The organism is Staphylococcus sp. GDY8P47P, from assembly GCF_016892225.1.
In the GTDB taxonomy this organism is placed as follows: Bacteria; Bacillota; Bacilli; order Staphylococcales; family Staphylococcaceae; genus Staphylococcus; species Staphylococcus borealis.
The window spans coordinates 1-21,680 of record NZ_JAFENV010000025.1; the positions used below are offsets into that span (position 1 = coordinate 1).

Sequence of the window (21,680 nt, forward strand, 5' to 3'; positions counted from 1 at the left end):
ACTGAGCTACTGCGGAATAATATGATGGAGCGGGTGATGGGAATCGAACCCACAACATCAGCTTGGAAGGCTGAGGTTTTGCCATTAAACTACACCCGCGTAGTAAACGATTATGGGGCGGTTGAAGGGAATCGAACCCTCGAATGTCGGAACCACAATCCGATGCGTTAACCACTTCGCCACAACCGCCAAAATAATTGAATGGTTCAGGACAGAGTCGAACTGCCGACACATGGAGCTTCAATCCATTGCTCTACCAACTGAGCTACTGAACCGTAATAAGTAATGGCGGTCTCGACGGGAATCGAACCCGCGATCTCCTGCGTGACAGGCAGGCGTGTTAACCGCTACACTACGAGACCTATTAAAATGGTGTATTGCGGGAGGCGGATTTGAACCACCGACCTTCGGGTTATGAGCCCGACGAGCTACCGAACTGCTCCATCCCGCGCTAATATTATTTACGTCTCAAAAATCAGTACTTATTAAGTATATCATTTAACATCATTGAATGTCAATAACTTTTTAAAATAAATTTTACATTTAATTCATTGAATCTTCATATTAAAATGCGATAATTAATTAATGGTCATCGCCTTTCGAATACTTTATTAGTATATATAGTATTATTAACTTAGTCAATAACAATTCTAAAGTAATTTGTGTAAAAAAACGCTACATTTAAAATATTTTAATTTAAGATACGAATTGGATATTTAATTATTGAATGAATGGTTTAAATAAATGTGATTTTGGGTTTTAAAATCATAAAGTAGAGAGTAGCCACTCCCTACTTTCTTTAAATTTAATTATTTAAACATTTTTATTATAAATGACACTAACACTTATCTCGTCATGTAATGTTGCATTTTTTCTTGTAATTCAGTGAAGGAAACAAAACCCTCTTCTTCTAAAAAGTGCCCTCCTTCATCAACAATTTTAGTTTTGCCACCCAATTCATTAATTAGATTTTGTGTTTCTAAATATGACACATAGGCATCGTCTCTTGAAGCAAGTCCGTAAAAATGCTTCACTTTTGATTTAACGTCATCATAATCGATACTAAAATCCCCTACTTTAATGGAATCGTCAATTTTCACCGCATCTTCTTTAAACCCTGCGATACTGAAAAAGCCTTCAAAGCAGCCATCAACTGATAGGCCTTCAATATATTTTAAAGTAGCTATTGAGCCATATCCATGTGTTACAAAATAAGTATCTGTAGTCAAAATATCAATTTGTTGATGTAATTCATGAACCCAGTTGTCTATGTCATCATTTTTATTTTCATCTAAATGAAATAATTGAACATCGTAACCTTCTAATTCTAAGTTGTGTTGTAACCATGCATACCAATGGTTATGCGAATCCCCTATCTGTGAATGAACGATAACTACATTAGTCATTAACGTATGTCCTCCTTAAAATATTAAATTAGGTTAATTGATATAACAAAACACTTTTAAAGAGGTGCCCTGACCTCTAAAAAAATGTTTAAAACATTATATTTCATCCAATAATTCTTCTACGGTGTTTTTACCTTGTTGAATACAGTCTGGTAGACCAACCGCTTCAAAAGGTGCACCAGTAATTCTAAGTGCTGGATAAGTCTGTTTAACATGTTGTTGAATTTTACGAATTTGACTCATATGTCCAATATGATATTGTGGCATACTTTTAGTCAAACGATTGACAATTGTAAATTCAGGATCGCCTTTAAAGGTCATCATTTTATTTAAATCGCGACGTGCGATTGTTGCTATTTCTTCATCTGTGTGATCTTCAACGACAGTATCACCTGGTTTACCTACATACGCTCTAATCAATACTTTACCTTTAGGCGTAGTGAAAGGCCATTTTTTAGTAGTCCAAGTACATGCTGTAATATCCGTCTTACTCGTTCTAGCAATAACAAAACCTGTACCATTATATGTGTTTTCAATATCCTTTTCATCGAATGCAAATACCACTGTTGCAACTGAAGTAGAATCCATTTGATTAAAGTATTTAAATGCTTCGTCATGATTAAACCATTTCATAAATGTTTGATGCGGCGTTGTAATTAAAACCCCATCAAATTGTTCACTACCTTGATCAGTCACAATCTCATAATTATCTTTATTAATATGGATATCATTGACAGGTGATTGATATCGAATCGTAACGCCTTTACTTTCTATATTCTTAGCTAACGCTTCAATAAATGAACTTAAACCATGTCGAAACTGCTTAAACTGGCCTTTAGGTGCGCCAGGGTATAATTGACGTTGCTTAATACGCTGAGCCTTTTCATGTTGCATACCTTTAATTAAACTGCCATGTGTTTCTTCTTGTTCTTTGAAATTAGGAAATGTACTCATCAAACTTAATCGATCGATATCCGTACCATATATCCCCCCCATAAGAGGCTCTATTAAATTCTCAAGTATTTCATTTCCTAATCGTCTTCTAAAGAATTCCCCAACAGATATATCATCATCAATTTGTATAGGTGGTATAACTAAATCAAGTCCGGCTCTTAGCTTACCTAATGGCGATATGAGTTTCGTTTTGAGAAACGGTTTAATATCAGTCGGAATTCCCATGATTGACCCACCTGGTATAGGATACAATTTATTTTTAGCGAAAATATAAGATTGGCCTGTCTCATTCGTAATCAAATCATCTCCAAGACCAATATCTTTAGCTATGTCAGTCATAATCGTTTTACGTCCAAGATATGATTCAGGACCAAGTTCAATTGTATAACCTTCATTACGATACGTTTGTATCTTTCCACCAGGTCGATTAGTTGCTTCAAAAATGGTTACATCTACATCTGGTTTATAATGTTTTAAATAATATGCACTTGCAAGTCCAGTTATACCTGCACCAATGATTGCCACTTTTTTACTCACAATGAGTCCCTTCCTTTATTAAAAAACTGTTTTGATTTCATCCACTATTGCATGGATAAATAATGGATCCGTATTAGGCATTTTTGGACGATAATAATTTGCACCTATCTCATCACATACGACTTTACATTCATAGTCATTATCATACAATACTTCCAAATGTTCACATACAAATCCTACTGGTGTATAAATAAAATGTTTATAGTGATGGTCATTGTACAATGCTCTAGTTAAATCTTGCACGTCCGGTCCTAACCAAGGTGTTCCAGTATTCCCCTCGGATTGCCAGCCTTGAGCAACGTGTTTAATATTCGAAGCTACTTGTAATCGGTTCATTGTATCCTTTAATTCATTAGGATATGGATCATTATTTTTCTCAATTAAACCTTTAGGCAAACTGTGTGCAGAAACAACCAAGATGGTCTCATCGTGTTCATCTTGTGGGATTTGTGCTAACGTTTCATTAATTTTATTTGTCCAATACTCGATAAATTTAGGTTGGTGATAATAATGTTCAACATGGTGTAGCTTAATGCCATACTTATCTGCTTCCTCTTTAGCACGTTTATTATATGAACCAACTGAGAAGCTAGAGTAATGTGGTGCCAACACTACAGTTACTGCTTCTTCAATACCGTCATTGTGCATTTTTTCAACAGCTTCTTCAATATATGGAGAAATATGTTTCAATCCTAAATACAATTGAAATTCAACATCTTCATATGATTCATTTAACGCATGCTTCAATGCTTCAGCTTGTCGATCAGTTGTGCCAGCTAAAGGAGAAAGTCCTCCTATAAATTCATAACGATCTTTTAGATCTTGTAACTCTTCTTCAGTTGGTCTCTTACCATGTCTTATATCTGTGTAATATGGTTCAATATCGCTTTCTTTATATGGTGTCCCATATGCCATAACTAATAAGCCTATTGTCTTAGTCATTAAATAAAACCTTCCTTAATCTTTTTTGAATTCTATGTGTTATTTACTTGTATAATCATGAACAAATTGGGTTACACGTTTTAATGTTTCTGGTTTAACTTCAGGGAAAACACCATGTCCTAAATTAAAAATGTGTTTCCCTCTCTCCATACCTTCGTCGAGAATAGCACGGATTCTCTTTTCTAATACATCCCAAGGCGCAAGTAAAAGTGATGGATCTAAATTACCTTGTAGCGTTTTATTGACGCCCATATTTGTCGCTGTCGTAATAGAGGTACGCCAATCTAACCCTAATACATCGATTGATAAGTCATTCCATTCATTAATAAGATGACTTGCTCCTACCCCAAACATAATGATAGGTACATCAAATTGCGCTTTTATGCCATTGATTAACTTATGCATAGACGGTTTAATGTAATAATGATAATCCTCGATATTTAATGCGCCTACCCATGAATCAAAGATTTGAATAAGTTCTGCACCTGCTTCAATTTGAGCTACTACGTAATCAATTGAAACTTGTACAAGATGGTCCATTAAGGCAAACCAAGTTGCTTCATCCCCATACATCATTGCTTTCGTAAAATTATAATTTTTTGAAGGACCACCCTCAATCATATAAGATGCCAACGTAAATGGTGCACCTGTAAAGCCAATTAGAGGTACGTTCAACTTCTCCTGTGTTAGCAATTGAATCGTTTCAAGTACATATGGTACATCTCTTTTGGGATCAATTTGCGTAAGTTTTTCAACATCAGATACAGATTTAATTGGATTGCTGATGACTGGCCCAATGCCTGATTTGATGTCAACATCCACACCAATTGGTTTCAAAGGTGTCATGATATCTTTATATAAAACCGCTGCGTCAGTATTATAATTATCTACTGGTAATTGCGTTACATAAGCACATAATTCAGGTTGGTGAGTAATGTCAAACAATGCGTATTTTTCTTTTAATTTTCGATATTCTGGTTGTGATCGGCCGGCTTGGCGCATAAACCATACAGGTGTATGAGATGTTTTTTCACCTTTTATTGTTTGTAAAATTGTCTTATTTTTATTATGCACCTTATAGTCCTCCTAAATTAAAATCATTCTTATCTATAATATCATATGCTAATATAATTATCGTTTATGCACACTTAAATGTCATAAAAAAGACAAAGCATAAATGTACATTTCAATTCATTAAATTTTAATAATTTATTAATCTTAATTATAGTATATTTAAGCATTTAAAAATATCCCTCAAACAGACTAATTCGTTTTCAAAATTTTTTAAATATTGCATTCATTTAGTATAGCTAGACTTCTGATTTAATCGTATAATATAAGCAACAAAGGAGGTATGAGTCATGAACATATATACAACATATGGGACTTATGGTTACTTAAATCAAATTAGAACTAAAAATACTGATAGAAATCTGTTTTTATTTTCGACAGATGATTCTTCAGTCATTATTGAAGAAACAGATGACAAATCTATTTTAAAACATCCGACGGTTTATACGACGGTTAAAGCAATTAACGATTTAGATCAAACACATTTTTATTCGGCAATATTTATTCCATCATCTGATGATCACGTACATCAGTTAGAAAAACGTATTGCAAATTTAGAATTGAATTTTGATAACGTTGCTGAGTTTAAGAGCTATCGCTTTTTAAAACCTGTACAAGGAACCACTTATAAGGTTTATTTTGGCTTCGCTAACCGACAAACATACGAAGACTTTAAAGAAACTGACACGTTTAAGGACTATTTTTCAAAAGATGCCTTAAGACATTATTTCGGTTCGAGCAGTCAACATTCAAGTTATTTCGAAAGATATTTATACCCAATTAAAGATTAGTAAATCAAAAAGTTGCCTTTTAACTAGTAACATTTGAATATGTGCTAGTTAAAGGCAACTTTTATTAATCTTTGAGCAGTGATTCTTGATATTGTAATTTTTTAATTGTACTTCTAATCGTTAACCACCCTACTATAAAGAAGATAAGTGCGAAAAAGAAATACTGCGGATAAATACTAATAAATGTAATTGAAAAAATAAGCCCTATGATTAACATTAGTCGATATAAAAACTTTTCGTACCCTTTTATCACTTCAACATCTGACACTGGCCAAACTTGAGGCCATAATCCATAGGCTTGTTGTGTATAAAATTGGGACATTTGTAATAATGTTATATACATGAATAAACATCCAATAATCGCAGAAACGATTGGGAAAGATAACCAAATCATTAATACTAATGCAATCATAATTAAACGCAGAATAATACTAAATGCATCTCTTCCACGAACAAAACTTCGAGTAAAAAGGTAAAGATACATATTTTTCGAATTAAATTTACGACCTTTAGGTGTTGGTAATAAAACATCTAAATATCTACGTCGAACTGCTGTTTCTTTTAAGTGCTTAACATCTGTGAACATATTTACAAATTTATAGTAATTCGTATGATGTCTTTCTTCTATGCTAATCATTCGCTCCCAAGGATATAAATTTGAATGGTTAACTTTAGGAAGTAGAAACGTTGCACTTAATAAAATAAGTGTAAAGACGATTCCCCAATACATTTGATAGCCTAGGACTAAATCAAAGGTTACTAAATTAAATAGAAATAGAATGATACTGATGCTCCAACTTGATTTTCTGATTTGATACCATTGCCATCTCAATTTCAACCCTAGCCAAGGATGGATTAAAGTTAAAATACTAAAAATAATATAAGGTGTTAGTACATGATCATCTAATTTAGAAAATAGTGGGAACAAGATAATGAGTAATACGACTTGAATAGCAATTCTATTAAAATAACTATATCGTAAACTCAACTTCATATAGTCCTTCATGTGTGTTTCAAACGGAAGTAAAAATATTCTATCTGCATCTTTCAAAAATGTTCGTATCGGAAAGATAGATGTCAAGGCTAACAATACGCTCGCACACAATGCATAATCAATATCGTTAGGAATATGTTGTAACCATTGACCATATCCTAATATAAACGCTCCTAATAAAATTAAAAGAAACACTGAAAAATGACCATTGAAAATAAACTTATTATAATAGCTTTTTTCTTTTCGAATTGCATCTAATCTCGTTCTAAATAAAGACGTAGCTGATTTATCCATCTGCTTGACCACCTTGTGTGACATGTATATAGATGTCATCAAGTGTGCGACCATGTAAACCAGTTTGTTCGCGAAGTTCCTCTAAATCTCCGAATGCAACCACTTTCCCTTTATCTAAAATGATAAAGCGATCACAATATCGTTCTGCAGTTGCTAAAATATGAGTACTCATCAAAACCGTACGCCCTTCGTTTTTCTTTTCAACCATCAAATCTAACATTGATTGAATCCCTAGTGGATCGAGACCTAAAAATGGTTCATCTATAATATATAATTCCGGATTCACTATAAAAGCACAGATTATCATTACCTTTTGCTTCATTCCTTTAGAGAAGTGGCTTGGGAATACTTTCAACTCATTCTCTAATCGAAAGGTTTTAAGTAATGGACGTGCACGTTTCATTGCTTCTTCTTCACTTATTTGATAAGCCATTGCTGTCATGGCGATATGCTCTTCCAATGTTAATTCTTCATATATGATGGGTGACTCAGGAATATAAGATAACTTCTTGCGATACACTTCGATATCATCGGTAATCTCAGTATTTGAGATAGAAAGTTTACCTTCTGTTGGCGTTAGTAAGCCTAACATATGTTTAATGGTTGTACTCTTACCTGCACCATTTAATCCAATTAAACCAACAATTTCTCCTGCTTTTAATTCAAAATTTATATCTTCAATAACAGGACGTTTTCCGTAACCTCCTGTCAAATGTTCAACTTTGACTGTCATATGGCACCTCCATGACTATCATTGTACCAAAATTAGCTTTTAACTACTAAAATTACAATTACTTCATTAACGAAATTTTTAATGAGTAATGCTATAATAAGCTATAAATACGTAAAAGGAGTGCATTCAAATGGCTGAAACAGTATTTAGTAAAATTTTATCTGGAGAAATTCCAAGCTTCAAAGTTTATGAAGATGAATTTGTTTATGCATTTTTAGATATTTCTCAAGTAACTAAAGGACATACCTTACTTATTCCTAAAAAAGCATCACCTAATATCTTTGAAACAGATGAAGAGACAATGGCAAATATTGGTGCAGCCTTACCTAAAATCGCTAACGCAATTAAAAAAGCCTTCAACCCTGATGGTTTAAATATCATTCAAAACAATGGTGAATTTGCAGATCAATCTGTATTCCACATTCATTTTCATTTCCTACCACGTTACGAAAATGATATCGACGGCTTCGGCTATCATTGGGAAACGCATGAAAATGAAATCAATGATGAACAAAAACAAGCTATCGCTAATCAAATCAAAGCTCAATTTGAATAATTCTGCATATTGAATGTCATTTTAGGGTAATATACAATTAAAATTAGCTTGTCGACATATGTTTGATATAGAAATAGAAATTGTTATGATTTCACTATTCTATTATTATCCGATAACGACATAACAAGTGAGGAGAATAAAACATGAAAGTATCACGCGTATTATTTGGTATTACTGTGGGAGTGGCATCTGGAATCGCTGTTTCTTGGTTAAACCGTGATGATCAAAGTGTAAAAAACAACACAATTGATGCGAAAGAACCTACTGGATCTCGTTCTGAACTAGAACGTGAGATAGCATCACTTAAACGTAATTTTTATAATATTATAGATTATGCGAAACAAGTTAAGAATGATGGTGTCTCTTATGGTAGTGACATTGGTGATGAATTTAAAACACTCATTGGTGATTTTAAATCTGATATTAATCCAAACATTGAAAAACTACAATCTCACATTGAGAACTTACAAAACCGTGGCGAAGAAATAAGTAATACTTTTTCTAAAGATAATAAATAATTTACGAAATTAGAGTGGTGTGATATTCATTTTGAATTAACACCACTCCTTTTATATTTATAGCAAATTGGACTTGACTGTTTACATTGATAGTTAGATAATACGTAGCGTATATAATTAAGACCTATTAAGAGGTGTCCTTATGTTCCTATGTAAACGTCAAATTGACATTCATGCACGGTTTGGTGTGCCAAGAATCGCATTTTTAAGTTTTACGATTACTATCATCGCGTTTTTAATAAGTTATGAAATCATGTACTATTTTGTAAATACACCTTTATCAGATCGCCATTTTGTGATTTTATTAGTATTTGCTGTATTGATGTACCCTATTCATAAATCAATCCACCTGCTCTTTTTCTTGCCTTATATGAATTCATTTAGAATTCATAAATTAAATAAGAAGTGGTGGTTACCTTATTTCAACACTTATGTAAGCACGCCAGTCCATAAACTATATTTTTGTATTAACTTGATTTTACCTTTCGTATTAATCACTTTCATTTTAATTGTATTAACGATGCATTTCCCACAATATGGCCACTATTTTATGTTTTTATTGGCTTTAAATTTTGGCATATCTGTAATGGATTTTTTATATCTTAAAATTATTATTTTTTCAAATGAAGGTCATTTTATCGAGGAACATCAAACAGGTATTAATATTTTAAATAAAGTGCCCTACCAATCATTTCATTAAAACAAACCATATCGAACTTAAAGCATGTCGCATGTTTCAGGTTCGATATTTTTTAATGCTTAAGTCCGATTAAATCTCGTACTTTAGCAGTATCTCGCCTATTTCTAATTGGTGATGCTTTCATAATATGTTATAGTAACTTTGTTATTAATGTAAAAGGAGCTATCAACCATGAAAATTATGAATAAATTAATTGTTCCAGTAACTGCAAGTGCTTTACTTTTAGGTGCTTGTGGATCAAATGCAACAGATTCTGAAAGTAATACATTAATCTCTTCCAAAGCTGGAGATGTAAAAGTGAAAGATGTAATGAATAAAATTGGTGATGAACAAATTGCAAGTACATCATTTAGCATTGCATTAAATAAAATTTTAGAAGATAAATACAAGGATAAAGTCGATACAAAAGATATCGAGGATGAAATAAAAAAAGAGCAAAAACAGTATGGTGGTAAAGATCAATTTGAAAGCATGCTTAAACAACAAGGTATGACTTTAAATGATTATAAAGAGCAGAAAAAACTTGCTGCTTACCAAAAACAATTACTTGCTGATAAAGTTAAAGTGTCTGATAAAGAAATCAAAGATAACACTAAAAAAGCTTCTCACATTTTAATTAAAGTGAAATCAAATAGTGATGATAAAGAAGGTTTATCAGATAAAAAAGCAAAAGAAAAAGCTGAGAAAATCCAAAAAGAAGTTGAAAAAAATCCAGAAAAATTCGGAGAAATTGCTAAAAAAGAATCTATGGACGCTTCAAGTTCCAAGAAAAATGGTTCTTTAGGTTATGTTGTCAAAGGACAAATGGTAAGCAAATTTGAAAAAGCTTTATTCAAATTAAAAGAAGGTCAAGTTTCAGATGTAGTTAAAACCGACTACGGTTACCATATTATTAAAGCTGATAAAGAAAACGACTTTGATAAACAAAAATCTAAATTGAAAGCTAAACTAATAGAACAAAAAGTACAAAAAGATCCAGAAATTTTAACTGATGCTTATAAAGATTTATTAAAAGAATATGATGTTGATTATAAAGATAGTGATATTAAAAAAGCAGTAGAAAACACTATCCTAAATCCTGATAAACTTAAACAACAACAATCATCTTCAGATAGTTCTTCATCAGCATCAAGCTTATCTTCATAATTTTCAAAGATACTAATTAGAAAAGAAAGCGCAAGTTAGACCACATCATGAAGTCTAGCTTGCGCCCTTTTTTATTTAGTCATAACAATTTATAAAATAAGCGCTTTTACTTTCCATCGTAAATTGACTTTACATAATGGATAAAGTAAAAACGCTTTTTTATTAATCTAATTTTTCTGGATTGTAAAACTGTCGATTTTCCATACCAAAAATACGTTCGGTAAATTGACCTTTATCTGTTTTCTTAAATGCTTTTTCAAACATATTCATCTTCGCGTCAATATTATCAATAAAGAATAATATTTCTGCTTCTTTTAAGTGTGGTAACTTAGGTGAACCAAATTCCATTTTACCATGATGGGCTAAAATCATATGTCGAAGTAACATGACTTCTTCACCATCAATGCCTAGTTCTTTAGCTGCGTCCGCAACTTCATCACTCGCTATCGAAATATGACCTAGTAAATTACCTTCAACCGTATACGTTGTTGCTACAGGTCCACTTAGTTCCCTTACTTTACCTAAATCATGTAAAATAATTGAACTATATAATAAGCTACGATTTAACAATGGATAAATATCACATAATGATTTAGCTATTTCTAACATGGTTAGTACGTGATAACTCAATCCGCTTGCAAAATTGTGATGATGTGAGCTTGCCGCTGGATACGTAAAGAATTTATCTTGGTACTTTTTCAATAAATGACGTGTGATACGCTGTAAGTTAGCATTTTCAATATCTAAAATATAGTGTGAAATGTTCTCTTGGATTTCGTCAGGTGTCAAAGGTGCACCATCTACAAAATCTTGTGTCTTTAAGCCATCTTCAGGTTTCGCTAATCTAAACTGATTGACTTTCATTTGTTTACGACCTCGATAGTTAATGACATCGCCTTTAACCCAAACAATCGTCTCTGGTTTAAGTATTTGCATATCTTCTTTACTCACTGTCCATAATTTGGCTTCAATGTCACCACTTTTATCTTGTAAGAATAATGTCATATAATCTTTTCCTTGAGCAGTAACACCTTGTGTAGCTCTATGGATTAAGAAGAAATTATCAACCGAATCTCCTGGATTTAGCTTTTCTACATTTCTCATCGTTTTCCGCCTTCCTCTACTTTATTTAATATGAGCATCTCTTTAGAAGGAATTGCAGTATCTTTCATACAAGTGAAGTACAATACTTGATAGTCTTTAGCTAATTCTCTTAAATAGTTTAACATCATTGATTTTCTTTGTTTATCAAAATGAACAAATGCATCGTCAATAATAATTGGGAATGGATAATATGGTCTTAATATCTTAATCAAACTAATTCTAAGTGCAATATATAATAATTCTTTCGTTGATTGACTTAGTTCAAGTGGGTGATACATTTGACCATTATGATGTTTAACCATTATTGTGTCATTTTCGTAGGTAATCAAATTATAATTACCTTGTGTGAGTGACGTGAAAATATTAACAGCTTCATTGATCACTTGTGGTAAACGTTTGTCCTTGATTTGCTTAATATGTTCATTAATAAGTGCTTCTAGATAACTTAAACTTGCCCAATCTTTAGCTAAATCATTCATTCTATTTTTTAAGTTATAGTATTCGTGTCTTAACTTAGATAATGTTTTGTCTGTTTCCATATAATTAATTTGAGCAGTCAAGTCACTGACTTCTGTTTGTTTATCCAAATATTGGTCATTATAGTCATCTACTTGTTTCGCAAGCGTAGCGTCTTCTTCTTCTAATTGTGCAGTTGTCTTTTCACTTAAATCTGAACTATCTTCATATGAGAAATCTTGGTTCTCAAGATATAATGTTAAATCATTAAATCTAGCTAATTGTTGATGATAAAGTTGATATTGCTCATACGATTGATAGTATGCCTCTTCACTTGAAACATCGATATAGTTAAATAATGTATCAATTGTATGCTCATTTTCTTCAAGTTGTTCTTTCAATTGTTTTAATTCATTACTTAATAACTCGATTTGATTTTTAAGTTGTTCTTTTTTCTCTCTTTTACTTTCATAATTAGAAATCCAATTTTTTAAATCCGTAAATAATGAAGCTTTATTGAATGGACTAATTTCATGTTCAGTATATTCATTCGCAGTTTGATAAAATTGATCCAATTTTTGATTTACTTCTTGATATTGATGCTTTAATTTATTGCGATAACTATCATTTGATTTCAGTTGATTCATTGTTTTGAAACTATCAAGCAATAGATCATCTGTCATGTTATTCGACAATTTCAAATTGGCTTTAACTTCATCTAATTGATGCTTAAGCGTATTGATTTGTTCTTCTGTGTTTTGTAGTAAACTTTCTTGATGATTTAATTTATTTGCTAAGACGCTCTTATTATTACTTGCGTTACTCCAACGCTCGCGAAGTTGAAATTGTTGATCTAAATCGAAGTTTAAATCATATTCAGATTCTAAATGATTAATTTGTTGTTCCAAATCATTTATTTCTTCACTAATTGATTCACTATAATCAATTTCCTTCGTTCTTACTAAGAAAATACCAATAATAAATACGACTGTTAAAATCGCAAAGATAATACCAAATATAAGGTTCTGCGTTACAAATGAGAAAATGGTTAAACCTAATCCGATAACTGAAAGCACTATAAAACTTAGTCTTAACCACCAATTTCTTTGTTGTTTTCTTTCTTTATCGGAATTAAATGTATCTTTGAGTTTGTTATACAGGTTTTCTTTTTCGTGTAGTTCTAGTTTTTGTTGATTATATTGTTTTTTCTTATCTAAAGCGTCTTCAGAGACTAATTCTTTTTCTAAATGATCAATTTCTTGTGTCAGTGCATTTTGCTCGATTTGATTTTCATCAATGGATCTTTCGATTTGTTGTTTCAATACGTTTTGTTCATTACGCGCTTTAATTGTTTCGCTAACATAGTTTTTCTTGGCATCTGATGTGTCAGTATCGTGATGAACTTCTTGCCAACCAATGCTGGATTTCAAATCTGCTTCTTGACGTTCATAATCATCAATTTCTTGTTCGAGTGCAGAAGATTTCAGTTCAGCCTGTTGAATTTCATTTTCGTCACGTGTTAAATCATAAATATGTTTCGCAGTAGTTTCATTTGAAACTGCAATTGCATTATATTCATGCTCTAATTGCTTTAATTTCTCTTCACGCAAGCTTATATCTCTAGTTAAAGATTGTTTGTAATTTGAAGCTGTTTCATAGCGTTCAATCCCCTTCTCAGGAAAACGCAATGGCTCGATATTTAATCTCTGTTCTAGATCTTTCCATTCTTGGGCTTGCTCATGTATAGCGAGTTGCTTCTGTTTACTTTCATGCATTTTAGATAATTGGTTTAAATTTGCTTTTAAATGTTGCAAATGACGTTGTGACTTATCTCTATCATCTACTAAACGATGATACTCATCCACCTTCGCCTCTTCTTCTCTAATTTGCGCTTCTAACTGTTTCAATTCCTCTAGTTGTTGATTTAGTATTGGATTTTTACCCGCTTTTTTATACAACGTTGTTTTCTTTTGACTAACCATTTTATTCATCATCGTAAATTCTGATGAACCGAGTGCGCCAGCTTCAAGTAAATAACTTTGTAATTGATCTTCATCTAAATTACGGTGAATATCTTGTAATCCAAGCACATTGAATGAGAAGATACCTTGATACGTTTTTTTAGAGATATAGTTTAATTTTTTCTTGAGCCATGCTTCATCACGAATTAAGCCATTTTCTAAATAAATTTTCACATCACCTGAAACGCTACCTTTAACCCGCTCAACAACAATTTCTGATTGGTCATCTAGAATAAGCGTCAGTTTACCCCCATACTGATTTCCCATACGAGGTTCTAATCGAGGCTCTTTCTCTTTTTTAGAAGGGAAGCCAAATAAAATGGAATGGATGAAAGCTTGAATCGTTGATTTACCCGCTTCATTCTCTCCAAAAATCTCAGTAAATTCACGATTAAATTCAATCTTACGATGTACAAATTGTCCATAACCATAGATTTCTAAAGATTTAATGATCATCACTTTCACCTCTCATATCTGCTTTTAAAATATTTTCAGCACGATTAACCAGTTCAACCTTATCAAAATCAGTATAGTCTTCTAGATATTTAGAAGCTCTAGGATTTAAATACAATTCTGTCATTGCTGTTTCAAATACTTTATTATCTTTAATTAAATCAGCTGAAAATTCCCTGACAAGAGGTGTTTCATCCATTTGGATATAATTAAATGTTAGCGATTCTATCATTACAAAATGGTGTTCATTCTCTTCGTAATCGTCAATCATTTCCTTAATCTGACTAATATCATGAGAAGATAATGGTTTATCACTATCTAAATTAACGGTTAATCTATAAAATGCTTTTCCATTAGAACGAACGCTTTCTTTGAATGATTGAATTGCTTCATAAATCCCTTGTTTAGAAACTTTATCTGTGTTGATTGTTGCTTCTTCAAATCGAATTTGCTGCGTTGGAATAAATGTTGCATTTAATCTTAAATGATCACCCTCAACTAATAAACATCCTTTAGGCCCTTGTTCCCCAAAGTGACGTCCTTGAATGTTACCCGGATAATGTATTGGGGGCATGTCGCTTAATTCTTTTCTTTCATGAATATGACCTAACGCCCAATAATGATATAATTTCTGATTTAAATCTTCCAAAATAAATTCAGTGTATCGATCTTTAGTTGACGATTTAATGTATGTACCATGCAGCATGCCAATATGGATTCCTTTTTTACCTTGACTTGATGGAAATTCATCAATCTTATTCTCATAACTTGTATCGTGTTGATAACTAAAACCATGGATAAAAATGGTTTCTCCATCTTTAGTAATAGCTTGATAAGTTTCTAATCTATTAGAGAATACTGAAACATTATTCGGCCAATCGTTCGTAATTTTTTCAGTTAATGGGTCATGATTACCATGACTTACATACACAAAAATTTGCTCTTTTTCTAATCGTTTAAATTGTTCTTTCAAAAATACTTCAGCACGCAATGTGCGATTCTCACTATCAAATAAGTCTCCAACGATGAGAACAAAATCAACTTCTTCTTTCAATGCAGTATCGACAATCTTCTTAAAGCTTTCATACGCACTGTTTTGAACATCTTCAAAAATGGATGGCGCCAAATGACTTTTAGATTTAAAGGGGCTGTCGAGATGCAAATCCGCACAGTGAATAAATTTTATCATTGATATTAGCTCCTTAATAGCATGTTCATATATCTTTATGTATTCCTATATTTTACCATAACTTGATTACTTGGGTCGAAGAACTTATGTATTAAAAAAAGGGAGCAGGACAGAATTCTTTTGAATTCGTCGTCCCACCCCCGCAAGGATGACTAGAACTGAGAAAAGCTTGATTTAAGCGCCTTCTCAGTTCAGTCAGCTACTGCGAATTTGCTAAGTAGCATCATTATATTATTTATGTCCCAGACTGCTCAAATACTAACAATTAGTCAGCATAAATTTCATCTAAAGGTTTAACAATAATTTGGTTAATTTCTTGGAATACTTGGCTCATTTTTTGCTCAGCTTGCATTAATTCAGAAATATTTTCATCTTTTTCAATAGCTTGAGCTTGTTCTTGAGCTTTTGCTAAATCTTCTTCAGGAATTTCTTCACCTTGCATTTGTTTTTGTTGGAAACTTAATTGTGTTTCGCGGAATTCATCAAATAATTTTTTTGATTCTTCGTTATCTTTAACTTTAGAAAAAGCGTCTTTAATAGCTTTATACTCATCGCTATCTCTTAATGCTTGTTCTAGTTGATTTGCATAATCATATAAATTTACTGCCATATCTGTTTGCACTCCTTAGTGTAAAGTAATTTTTGACAACTCTTAATAACCATAACATATTATTTATAATTAGACAAAAATTGCGACTAAACCTTGGAAAAATCCAATGATACCACCTAAAATAAAACCTAATGACATAATCAGTTTTAACTCTTTATTCGCAATTTCAATGATTAATTTTTCAATGTAATCTAAATCGAATGTATTAATTTGATCTTCAACCATTTGGCGTAAATTAATTTTAGTCATAATGGTTGAAAGGTGATTGGATGCCTGTTTAATAATTAAATCAGTCATTGTACTTGCTACCCCAGCTTGAAGATGATCAATTAACGTTGGTGCCAAATTCTTTAATGGCATATCCACTTTTTGATTTAATTGTAAATTCGTAGTAATTAAGTGCACGACTGACTCAGTAATATGAGTGAATTGCTCTTCCTTTACAACTTGGCCTAAAGGCTGAGATTTAAGTGTTTCATATTCATCTCGAATCACTTTATCAATAATCACTTTAGCTTTTGGATGTCTGGTCAAACGTATTAATTCATGTTGAATTCGATCAGCAATACTTTCTTTTGTCATAAACATTTGTAATAACCCGACGATTTTACCTTTTTCAGTGAAGAAGGTATCTAACATGTCATAAATATCTCTCGCACCTTTATCTGATGAAAGATAATGACGTGCACGTTCTCTAATTAAATCACCCGCTTGTTCTAACTTCTCATCTGCCATGCTGATCACTTCTGCCGGCAATATTTCATTAATTGAGGTAACTTGTTTATCATAATAATATGAATTTAATTTATTTAATACTACGCGATTCATCTTATTATTAATTAGATCATCTATATCAAAATTAAATTGATGTGCAAACTTTCGAATAGTTGCATCATCTTTTCTTAAATTGGATAGTTGCTTACTAACTAAATCATTGATTGCATCACGCGTTTGAGGTTCGTTTAACTTATGCTTAATAACAGACTCCGTAATTAAATGTTCCTCTATCACTTGCCCTATTTTAGTAGCAATCTCTTCTCTTCTTTTTGGGATCAACCCTGGTGTAAAGAGTACACGCATTTTAAATAGATAGTATGGTTTAAAGGGATGAAATAACATCCTAATCGCAATAACGTTTGTTACGCCACCAATAACAGCCCCTACTACCACCATGAATAGGATAACTAAAAAAGCCTGCATCTTAATTTCTCCTTAAAATTATTGTTACAATATGATGATTATATCACTTTGTAATTGATGATTCCTTTAATTTACACTTCATTTAAATAGATTATGGTGTTACAAAAAGAAAATTAAAAACGAGCCATGATATCAATATCACAGGCTCGCCTTAAAATTAGCAATCAGAACAAACTTAAGTTAAATTTGGACTTGCTGGTTATTTTAGATTTATAAATAAAATATTACTCGGAAGTGATTAAATCGATGAAGATTCTTCTATCACTTTCATACTGAATAATAATAATTTAACTATAATTAAACGTGCATTAATTCTTCTTTCGCATTTCTATTGAAGTATGTTTCAGCTTCTCTTAATTTTGAAGTACCAAAGATGGGTTGTTTTTCAGAATTTAACACTCTATAGATATTACTTACTTTATTACTTTGTAAAATGAAGCCGTTACGCGTTTCAATTGTATTCCAATAAATATCACTTGTTGTTGAATGATTTGGATATGCACAATGATTACGAGAAATAGTTTGTACAATTTCCAAAGGATCGCAACCGAATGTATTATTTAGTACATCTGAATCTCTAAATAATGCACAAATTGATACACATGTCGTCCAGTTCGGTAACACACGTTCTTTCTCAATTTGAACTAATGTTTTTTTTGAAAGGCCAATTGTTTGAGCCATTGTATCTTGCGTATAGCCCGCTTCAATACGAACCATTTTAAATTTTGTTTGAATTAAATCTGTGAAACTCTGTCTATCCATATTTTATTCTCTACCTTTCTAATAGGGGTTAATTTATCCGGACATAAGAAATTGCAATAATACACATTTCTTGAAACACAAATTACATCTTAATATATTTTCAATAAAATGAAAAGAGGAATTTTTGTTTTTGTAGACAATTTTATTAATGCCAAAATTATCAAAATAATTAAATTAATCGATTTTCGAACTTATTTGTCATATTTAACCACATTTATATGGCATATGATTTTATACAAGTCGATTTTCAATTGCATAAATTGCTGCTTGAGTACGATCAGTCACATTTAATTTGTTAAAAATATGACTCACATGTGTTTTGATTGTTTTTTCTGACACGAACAAAGTATTTGCGATTTCTTTATTTGTTTTACCTTTAACCATTTCTGCTAATACTTCTATTTCGCGTTTAGACAGCTTATTCGTGTTATGTGGTTTTGATGAAACTGTATCTAACACACTTTGAGCATCTGGATGAATAATACGTTTGTCATTCAATACGTCATGTATTGTTTCTATCAATTTTTGAGGTTCAACATCTTTCATTTCATATCCATCAGCTCCCTTATTAATTGCCGATATAACATGTTCATCATCCACATAACTCGTTAATACCAACACTTTAATATCTGGATAGTGTTGTTTCACATACTCTGTCACCTCAATACCATTCATTTCAGGCATAACCAAATCTAGTAGTATAATATCTGGTATATCATGTTCATTTAAATAATTAATTAGAGATTGACCATCTGCTAAACTAGCTAATACTTCTAAATCATTTACAGTTGACAATAGAAACTCAAGTCCTTGTCTTACAATATGATGGTCGTCAATTAGTATGACTGTTGCCACAATGATGACTCCTTTCACCTATTTATAAAGGGATACTGAATCGTAATGTTGTTCCTTTATTTAGCTTTGAATCTATTTTAAACTGCCCGTTTAATGCATAAATACGTTGATTTATATTTCTTAAACCTTGTGATGATTTATTGATTTCTTTATTCATGTCGAAACCAACACCATCATCTTCTACAGAAATCATCAACCGTTCTTTTTCTTGTTTTAAAATAATATGTATTGCATTGGTTTGAGCATGCTTTTTAGTATTGTTAATACATTCTTGTAAAATTCTATAAACGTGTTCTTCTATGATGTTAGATAAGTCAATCAATCCATCAACATCGATAGTTACATTTATATTTAGAATTTGGGCATATTGCTTTAACGCGTGTACTAACCCATGCTCAAGCCCTACTGGTTTGAGTTGCCAAATTAATGAACGCATTTCATTAACAGCACTTTGACTTGTTTCTTCAATCGTCTTAAAGGCTTTTTTTGCCATTTCATCAGTTGTTATATCATGTGCTGCATGGGCTGTTAATTTTAAAGAAAATAATAGTTGGTTAACTGAATCATGTAAATCTCTTGCTAAACGATTTCGCTCATTTATTCTAGCCGCCTCTTTTTCTTGATCCGTTAAATATATACGTTTAATGGCAGAACCTATTTGTAAAGCTACAGATTCTAATAAAGCTAAATCCTCTTCACTATAATGTGTTGTATAAGGTGATGCAACATTAAGTAACCCATATTGTTCCGTTCCAGACCGTAATGGCACTGTTGCATGATGGGTGACACCTTCTGTTTCTGCTTTATATGTTTGATTCGCTATATTTATTCTAGAACAGTTAATAATATTAGATGCTGTTGTTAAACGACCATGATGATATGCAGTTACGCACCAACAAGACCCTTCTTTCATATAACGACAATGATTTCTTTTTAATGCACCTGGAAGATCGACATCAGCTACGATTTCATGTTCTCCATCATCATCTATAAAGAATATCCATCCAGTCGTAAAGTTGCTTCCTTTGATTAAATAATTTAGAGCGCCATGCATCATATCATATAATTCCGTTTCTTCATTGAGATATTCTGCTATCTCTTTTAATAATGCTAAACGTGTCGGTTTTTCCATCAAATCGCTCCAATTACTCAAATTTGCATTAGTATTATTATACAGTGAGATTTAAATTTTTAAAAACATAAAAATATTTAAGTTACATATCGTTCTACGTAATGGTGATTTTCATATAAATATGTTTAAGTACATCAATAGCAACTGAAGATATGATATGATTAATGCGAATGCTATAGGAGGAAATTATGAAGTTTAAAATACCTGAGAATTATAATCAAAATACATTGAGAGAAATCTTTCAATCATTGAAATTACCTAAAAAAGATTTACACCAATTAAATATGTCAAAAGAAATAACGATTAATCATCAGCCCGCTAAATTAACAGACAAAGTGGTTACTGGTGATGACGTTTTTATCCCTACTCCTGAAGAAAAAAGTAATTATTTACCTAGTTATCGTTATGCACAAATTAGTTATGAAGATGATGATTTAGCTATTGTAATGAAACCTAAAGGTGTTAAGACACACCCAAATGATTTAAAAGAAAGTAATACGCTAATGAATCACGTTATTTACACCCTAGATAGTGATTATGTAGAACCTATCCATCGCTTAGACCAAGAAACAGTTGGTTTACTTATTGTGGCGAAGAACCCTTTAATGAAAAAAATTCTAGATCGTATGTTAGAAGAAAATGAAATTACTAGAATATATAAGGCGAATGTTAAATCTTTGTTACCTATTAAACCTCAAACGATTGATAGTCCTATAGGTAAAGATAAATTCCATCCTAATAAACGTCGCATTTCAAACACTGGTCAACGCGCAATTACACATATTCTATCTTCTAAAATGATAAAAGAAGGCGTATGCCAATTAGATATTAAATTAGATACTGGTCGTACGCATCAAATTCGAGTTCATTTAGCCGAAATTGGTCACCCTGTAATTGGAGATCCTTTATATGGCGATTCAACATTACGTCAGTTAGAACTTAATAGTCATAAAATTGAATTTAAACATCCATTAACTCAAGCACTCATCTCCGTTAGCCTAGATGATGAATAAAAAAATCACTTGTCTTATATATTTTGGTGCAAAGACGATGTGATACTTACAATTTCATTTTATATGTGCTAAACTGTTTGTGTCGGATGACATTAAATAGCATCTCCTCGTGTTGAATATTTGGTTGGCTGACCAATATATATTCTAGCACGTAGAGATGCATTTTTTTAGATAACGGTGAAACTTTTTCTGGGGAGTGGGACAAAAATAATATAATGAAGCTATTTAGCAAATTCGCAGTAG

The 21,680-nt window shown here is 31.9% G+C and carries 20 protein-coding genes, 5 tRNA genes and 1 pseudogene; 6 read left to right on the forward strand and 20 right to left on the reverse strand.

Annotation, left to right across the window (positions count from 1 at the left end; genetic code table 11):
- Positions 1–25 precede the first annotated feature (25 nt).
- From JVV30_RS10300 to hemE, 9 genes are all read right to left on the reverse strand, one after another.
- Positions 26–99, reverse strand: a tRNA-Gly gene (locus JVV30_RS10300).
- Positions 100–113: 14 nt separating this feature from the next.
- Positions 114–189 (reverse strand) — tRNA-His (locus tag JVV30_RS10305).
- Between the two features lie 13 nt (positions 190–202).
- Positions 203–275 (reverse strand) — tRNA-Phe (locus tag JVV30_RS10310).
- Positions 276–286: 11 nt separating this feature from the next.
- A tRNA-Asp gene (locus JVV30_RS10315) sits at positions 287–362 on the reverse strand.
- A gap of 15 nt (positions 363–377) precedes the next feature.
- Positions 378–451 (reverse strand) — tRNA-Met (locus tag JVV30_RS10320).
- Positions 452–845: 394 nt separating this feature from the next.
- Entirely contained in the window at positions 846–1,406 is a 561-nt protein-coding gene (locus JVV30_RS10325; protein WP_070855014.1) for an RBBP9/YdeN family alpha/beta hydrolase, read from the reverse strand.
- A gap of 96 nt (positions 1,407–1,502) precedes the next feature.
- A complete protein-coding gene (hemY, locus tag JVV30_RS10330) occupies positions 1,503–2,897 on the reverse strand; it encodes a protoporphyrinogen oxidase (protein ID WP_070855015.1) in 1,395 nt (464 codons plus the stop codon).
- An 18-nt stretch (positions 2,898–2,915) separates the two neighbouring features.
- Positions 2,916–3,839, reverse strand: a complete 924-nt coding sequence (gene hemH / locus JVV30_RS10335) for a ferrochelatase (RefSeq protein ID WP_053030584.1) — start codon at positions 3,837–3,839, stop codon at positions 2,916–2,918.
- 39 nt (positions 3,840–3,878) lie between these two features.
- Positions 3,879–4,913 carry a uroporphyrinogen decarboxylase gene (gene hemE / locus JVV30_RS10340; RefSeq protein WP_204194191.1) on the reverse strand — a complete coding sequence of 345 codons (1,035 nt, stop codon included), beginning with the start codon at positions 4,911–4,913 and terminating at the stop codon, positions 3,879–3,881.
- Positions 4,914–5,200: 287 nt separating this feature from the next.
- Between hemE and JVV30_RS10345 the strand changes: the two genes are divergently transcribed.
- Positions 5,201–5,701 (forward strand): signal transduction protein TRAP, encoded by a 501-nt coding sequence (locus JVV30_RS10345; protein ID WP_070855017.1) that lies wholly within the window; start codon positions 5,201–5,203, stop codon positions 5,699–5,701.
- Between the two features lie 64 nt (positions 5,702–5,765).
- Here JVV30_RS10345 and ecsB read toward each other — a convergent pair whose 3' ends face one another.
- Both ecsB and ecsA read right to left on the reverse strand, forming a co-directional pair.
- On the reverse strand, positions 5,766–6,989 hold the full coding sequence (gene ecsB / locus JVV30_RS10350; protein ID WP_070855018.1) for an ABC transporter permease EcsB: 1,224 nt from the start codon (positions 6,987–6,989) through the stop codon (positions 5,766–5,768).
- The gene (ecsA, locus tag JVV30_RS10355; RefSeq protein ID WP_053030592.1) at positions 6,982–7,722 is read right to left on the reverse strand and encodes an ABC transporter ATP-binding protein EcsA; all 741 of its coding nucleotides are present in this window, start codon (positions 7,720–7,722) and stop codon (positions 6,982–6,984) included. The genes ecsB and ecsA overlap by 8 nt, the downstream gene beginning before the upstream one ends.
- 130 nt (positions 7,723–7,852) lie before the next feature.
- On the opposite strand from ecsA, the gene JVV30_RS10360 reads away from it, so the two are divergent.
- From JVV30_RS10360 to prsA, 4 genes are all read left to right on the forward strand, one after another.
- Positions 7,853–8,278, forward strand: coding sequence for an HIT family protein (locus JVV30_RS10360; protein ID WP_204194193.1), 426 nt, complete (start codon positions 7,853–7,855; stop codon positions 8,276–8,278).
- A gap of 143 nt (positions 8,279–8,421) precedes the next feature.
- Positions 8,422–8,796: a YtxH domain-containing protein gene (locus tag JVV30_RS10365; RefSeq protein ID WP_053030596.1), complete on the forward strand. Its 375-nt coding sequence runs from the start codon at positions 8,422–8,424 to the stop codon at positions 8,794–8,796.
- Positions 8,797–8,938: 142 nt separating this feature from the next.
- Positions 8,939–9,496 (forward strand): DUF3267 domain-containing protein, encoded by a 558-nt coding sequence (locus JVV30_RS10370; RefSeq protein ID WP_204194194.1) that lies wholly within the window; start codon positions 8,939–8,941, stop codon positions 9,494–9,496.
- A gap of 171 nt (positions 9,497–9,667) precedes the next feature.
- On the forward strand, positions 9,668–10,642 hold the full coding sequence (prsA, locus tag JVV30_RS10375) for a peptidylprolyl isomerase PrsA (protein ID WP_070855020.1): 975 nt from the start codon (positions 9,668–9,670) through the stop codon (positions 10,640–10,642).
- A gap of 162 nt (positions 10,643–10,804) precedes the next feature.
- On the opposite strand, the gene yhaM is transcribed toward prsA, so the two are convergent.
- The 8 genes from yhaM to JVV30_RS10415 all read right to left on the reverse strand — a co-directional run bounded on the left by yhaM (position 10,805) and on the right by JVV30_RS10415 (position 20,424).
- Complete coding sequence (gene yhaM / locus JVV30_RS10380; RefSeq protein WP_053030604.1) at positions 10,805–11,746, reverse strand: 3'-5' exoribonuclease YhaM; 942 nt, start codon at positions 11,744–11,746, stop codon at positions 10,805–10,807.
- Entirely contained in the window at positions 11,743–14,679 is a 2,937-nt protein-coding gene (locus JVV30_RS10385) for an AAA family ATPase (protein WP_070855021.1), read from the reverse strand. The genes yhaM and JVV30_RS10385 overlap by 4 nt, the downstream gene beginning before the upstream one ends.
- Positions 14,669–15,865, reverse strand: coding sequence for a metallophosphoesterase family protein (locus JVV30_RS10390; protein WP_204194195.1), 1,197 nt, complete (start codon positions 15,863–15,865; stop codon positions 14,669–14,671). Before JVV30_RS10390 ends, JVV30_RS10385 begins: the two co-directional genes overlap by 11 nt.
- 265 nt (positions 15,866–16,130) lie before the next feature.
- A complete protein-coding gene (locus JVV30_RS10395) occupies positions 16,131–16,475 on the reverse strand; it encodes a YlbF/YmcA family competence regulator (protein WP_011275418.1) in 345 nt (114 codons plus the stop codon).
- A gap of 69 nt (positions 16,476–16,544) precedes the next feature.
- Positions 16,545–17,675, reverse strand: a complete 1,131-nt coding sequence (locus tag JVV30_RS10400; RefSeq protein ID WP_204194196.1) for a DUF445 domain-containing protein — start codon at positions 17,673–17,675, stop codon at positions 16,545–16,547.
- 297 nt (positions 17,676–17,972) lie between these two features.
- Positions 17,973–18,437, reverse strand: a complete 465-nt coding sequence (xdrA, locus tag JVV30_RS10405; protein WP_053030612.1) for an XRE family transcriptional regulator XdrA — start codon at positions 18,435–18,437, stop codon at positions 17,973–17,975.
- A 231-nt stretch (positions 18,438–18,668) separates the two neighbouring features.
- On the reverse strand, positions 18,669–19,292 hold the full coding sequence (locus tag JVV30_RS10410) for a response regulator (RefSeq protein WP_053030614.1): 624 nt from the start codon (positions 19,290–19,292) through the stop codon (positions 18,669–18,671).
- A 22-nt stretch (positions 19,293–19,314) separates the two neighbouring features.
- Complete coding sequence (locus JVV30_RS10415) at positions 19,315–20,424, reverse strand: GAF domain-containing sensor histidine kinase (RefSeq protein WP_204194197.1); 1,110 nt, start codon at positions 20,422–20,424, stop codon at positions 19,315–19,317.
- A 188-nt stretch (positions 20,425–20,612) separates the two neighbouring features.
- Between JVV30_RS10415 and JVV30_RS10420 the strand changes: the two genes are divergently transcribed.
- On the forward strand, positions 20,613–21,437 hold the full coding sequence (locus JVV30_RS10420; protein WP_053030617.1) for an RluA family pseudouridine synthase: 825 nt from the start codon (positions 20,613–20,615) through the stop codon (positions 21,435–21,437).
- Here the strand turns inward: JVV30_RS10420 and JVV30_RS10425 are convergent.
- A pseudogene (locus tag JVV30_RS10425) lies at positions 21,438–21,530 on the reverse strand (IS200/IS605 family transposase); the annotation flags it as partial.
- Positions 21,531–21,680: the final 150 nt, after the last annotated feature.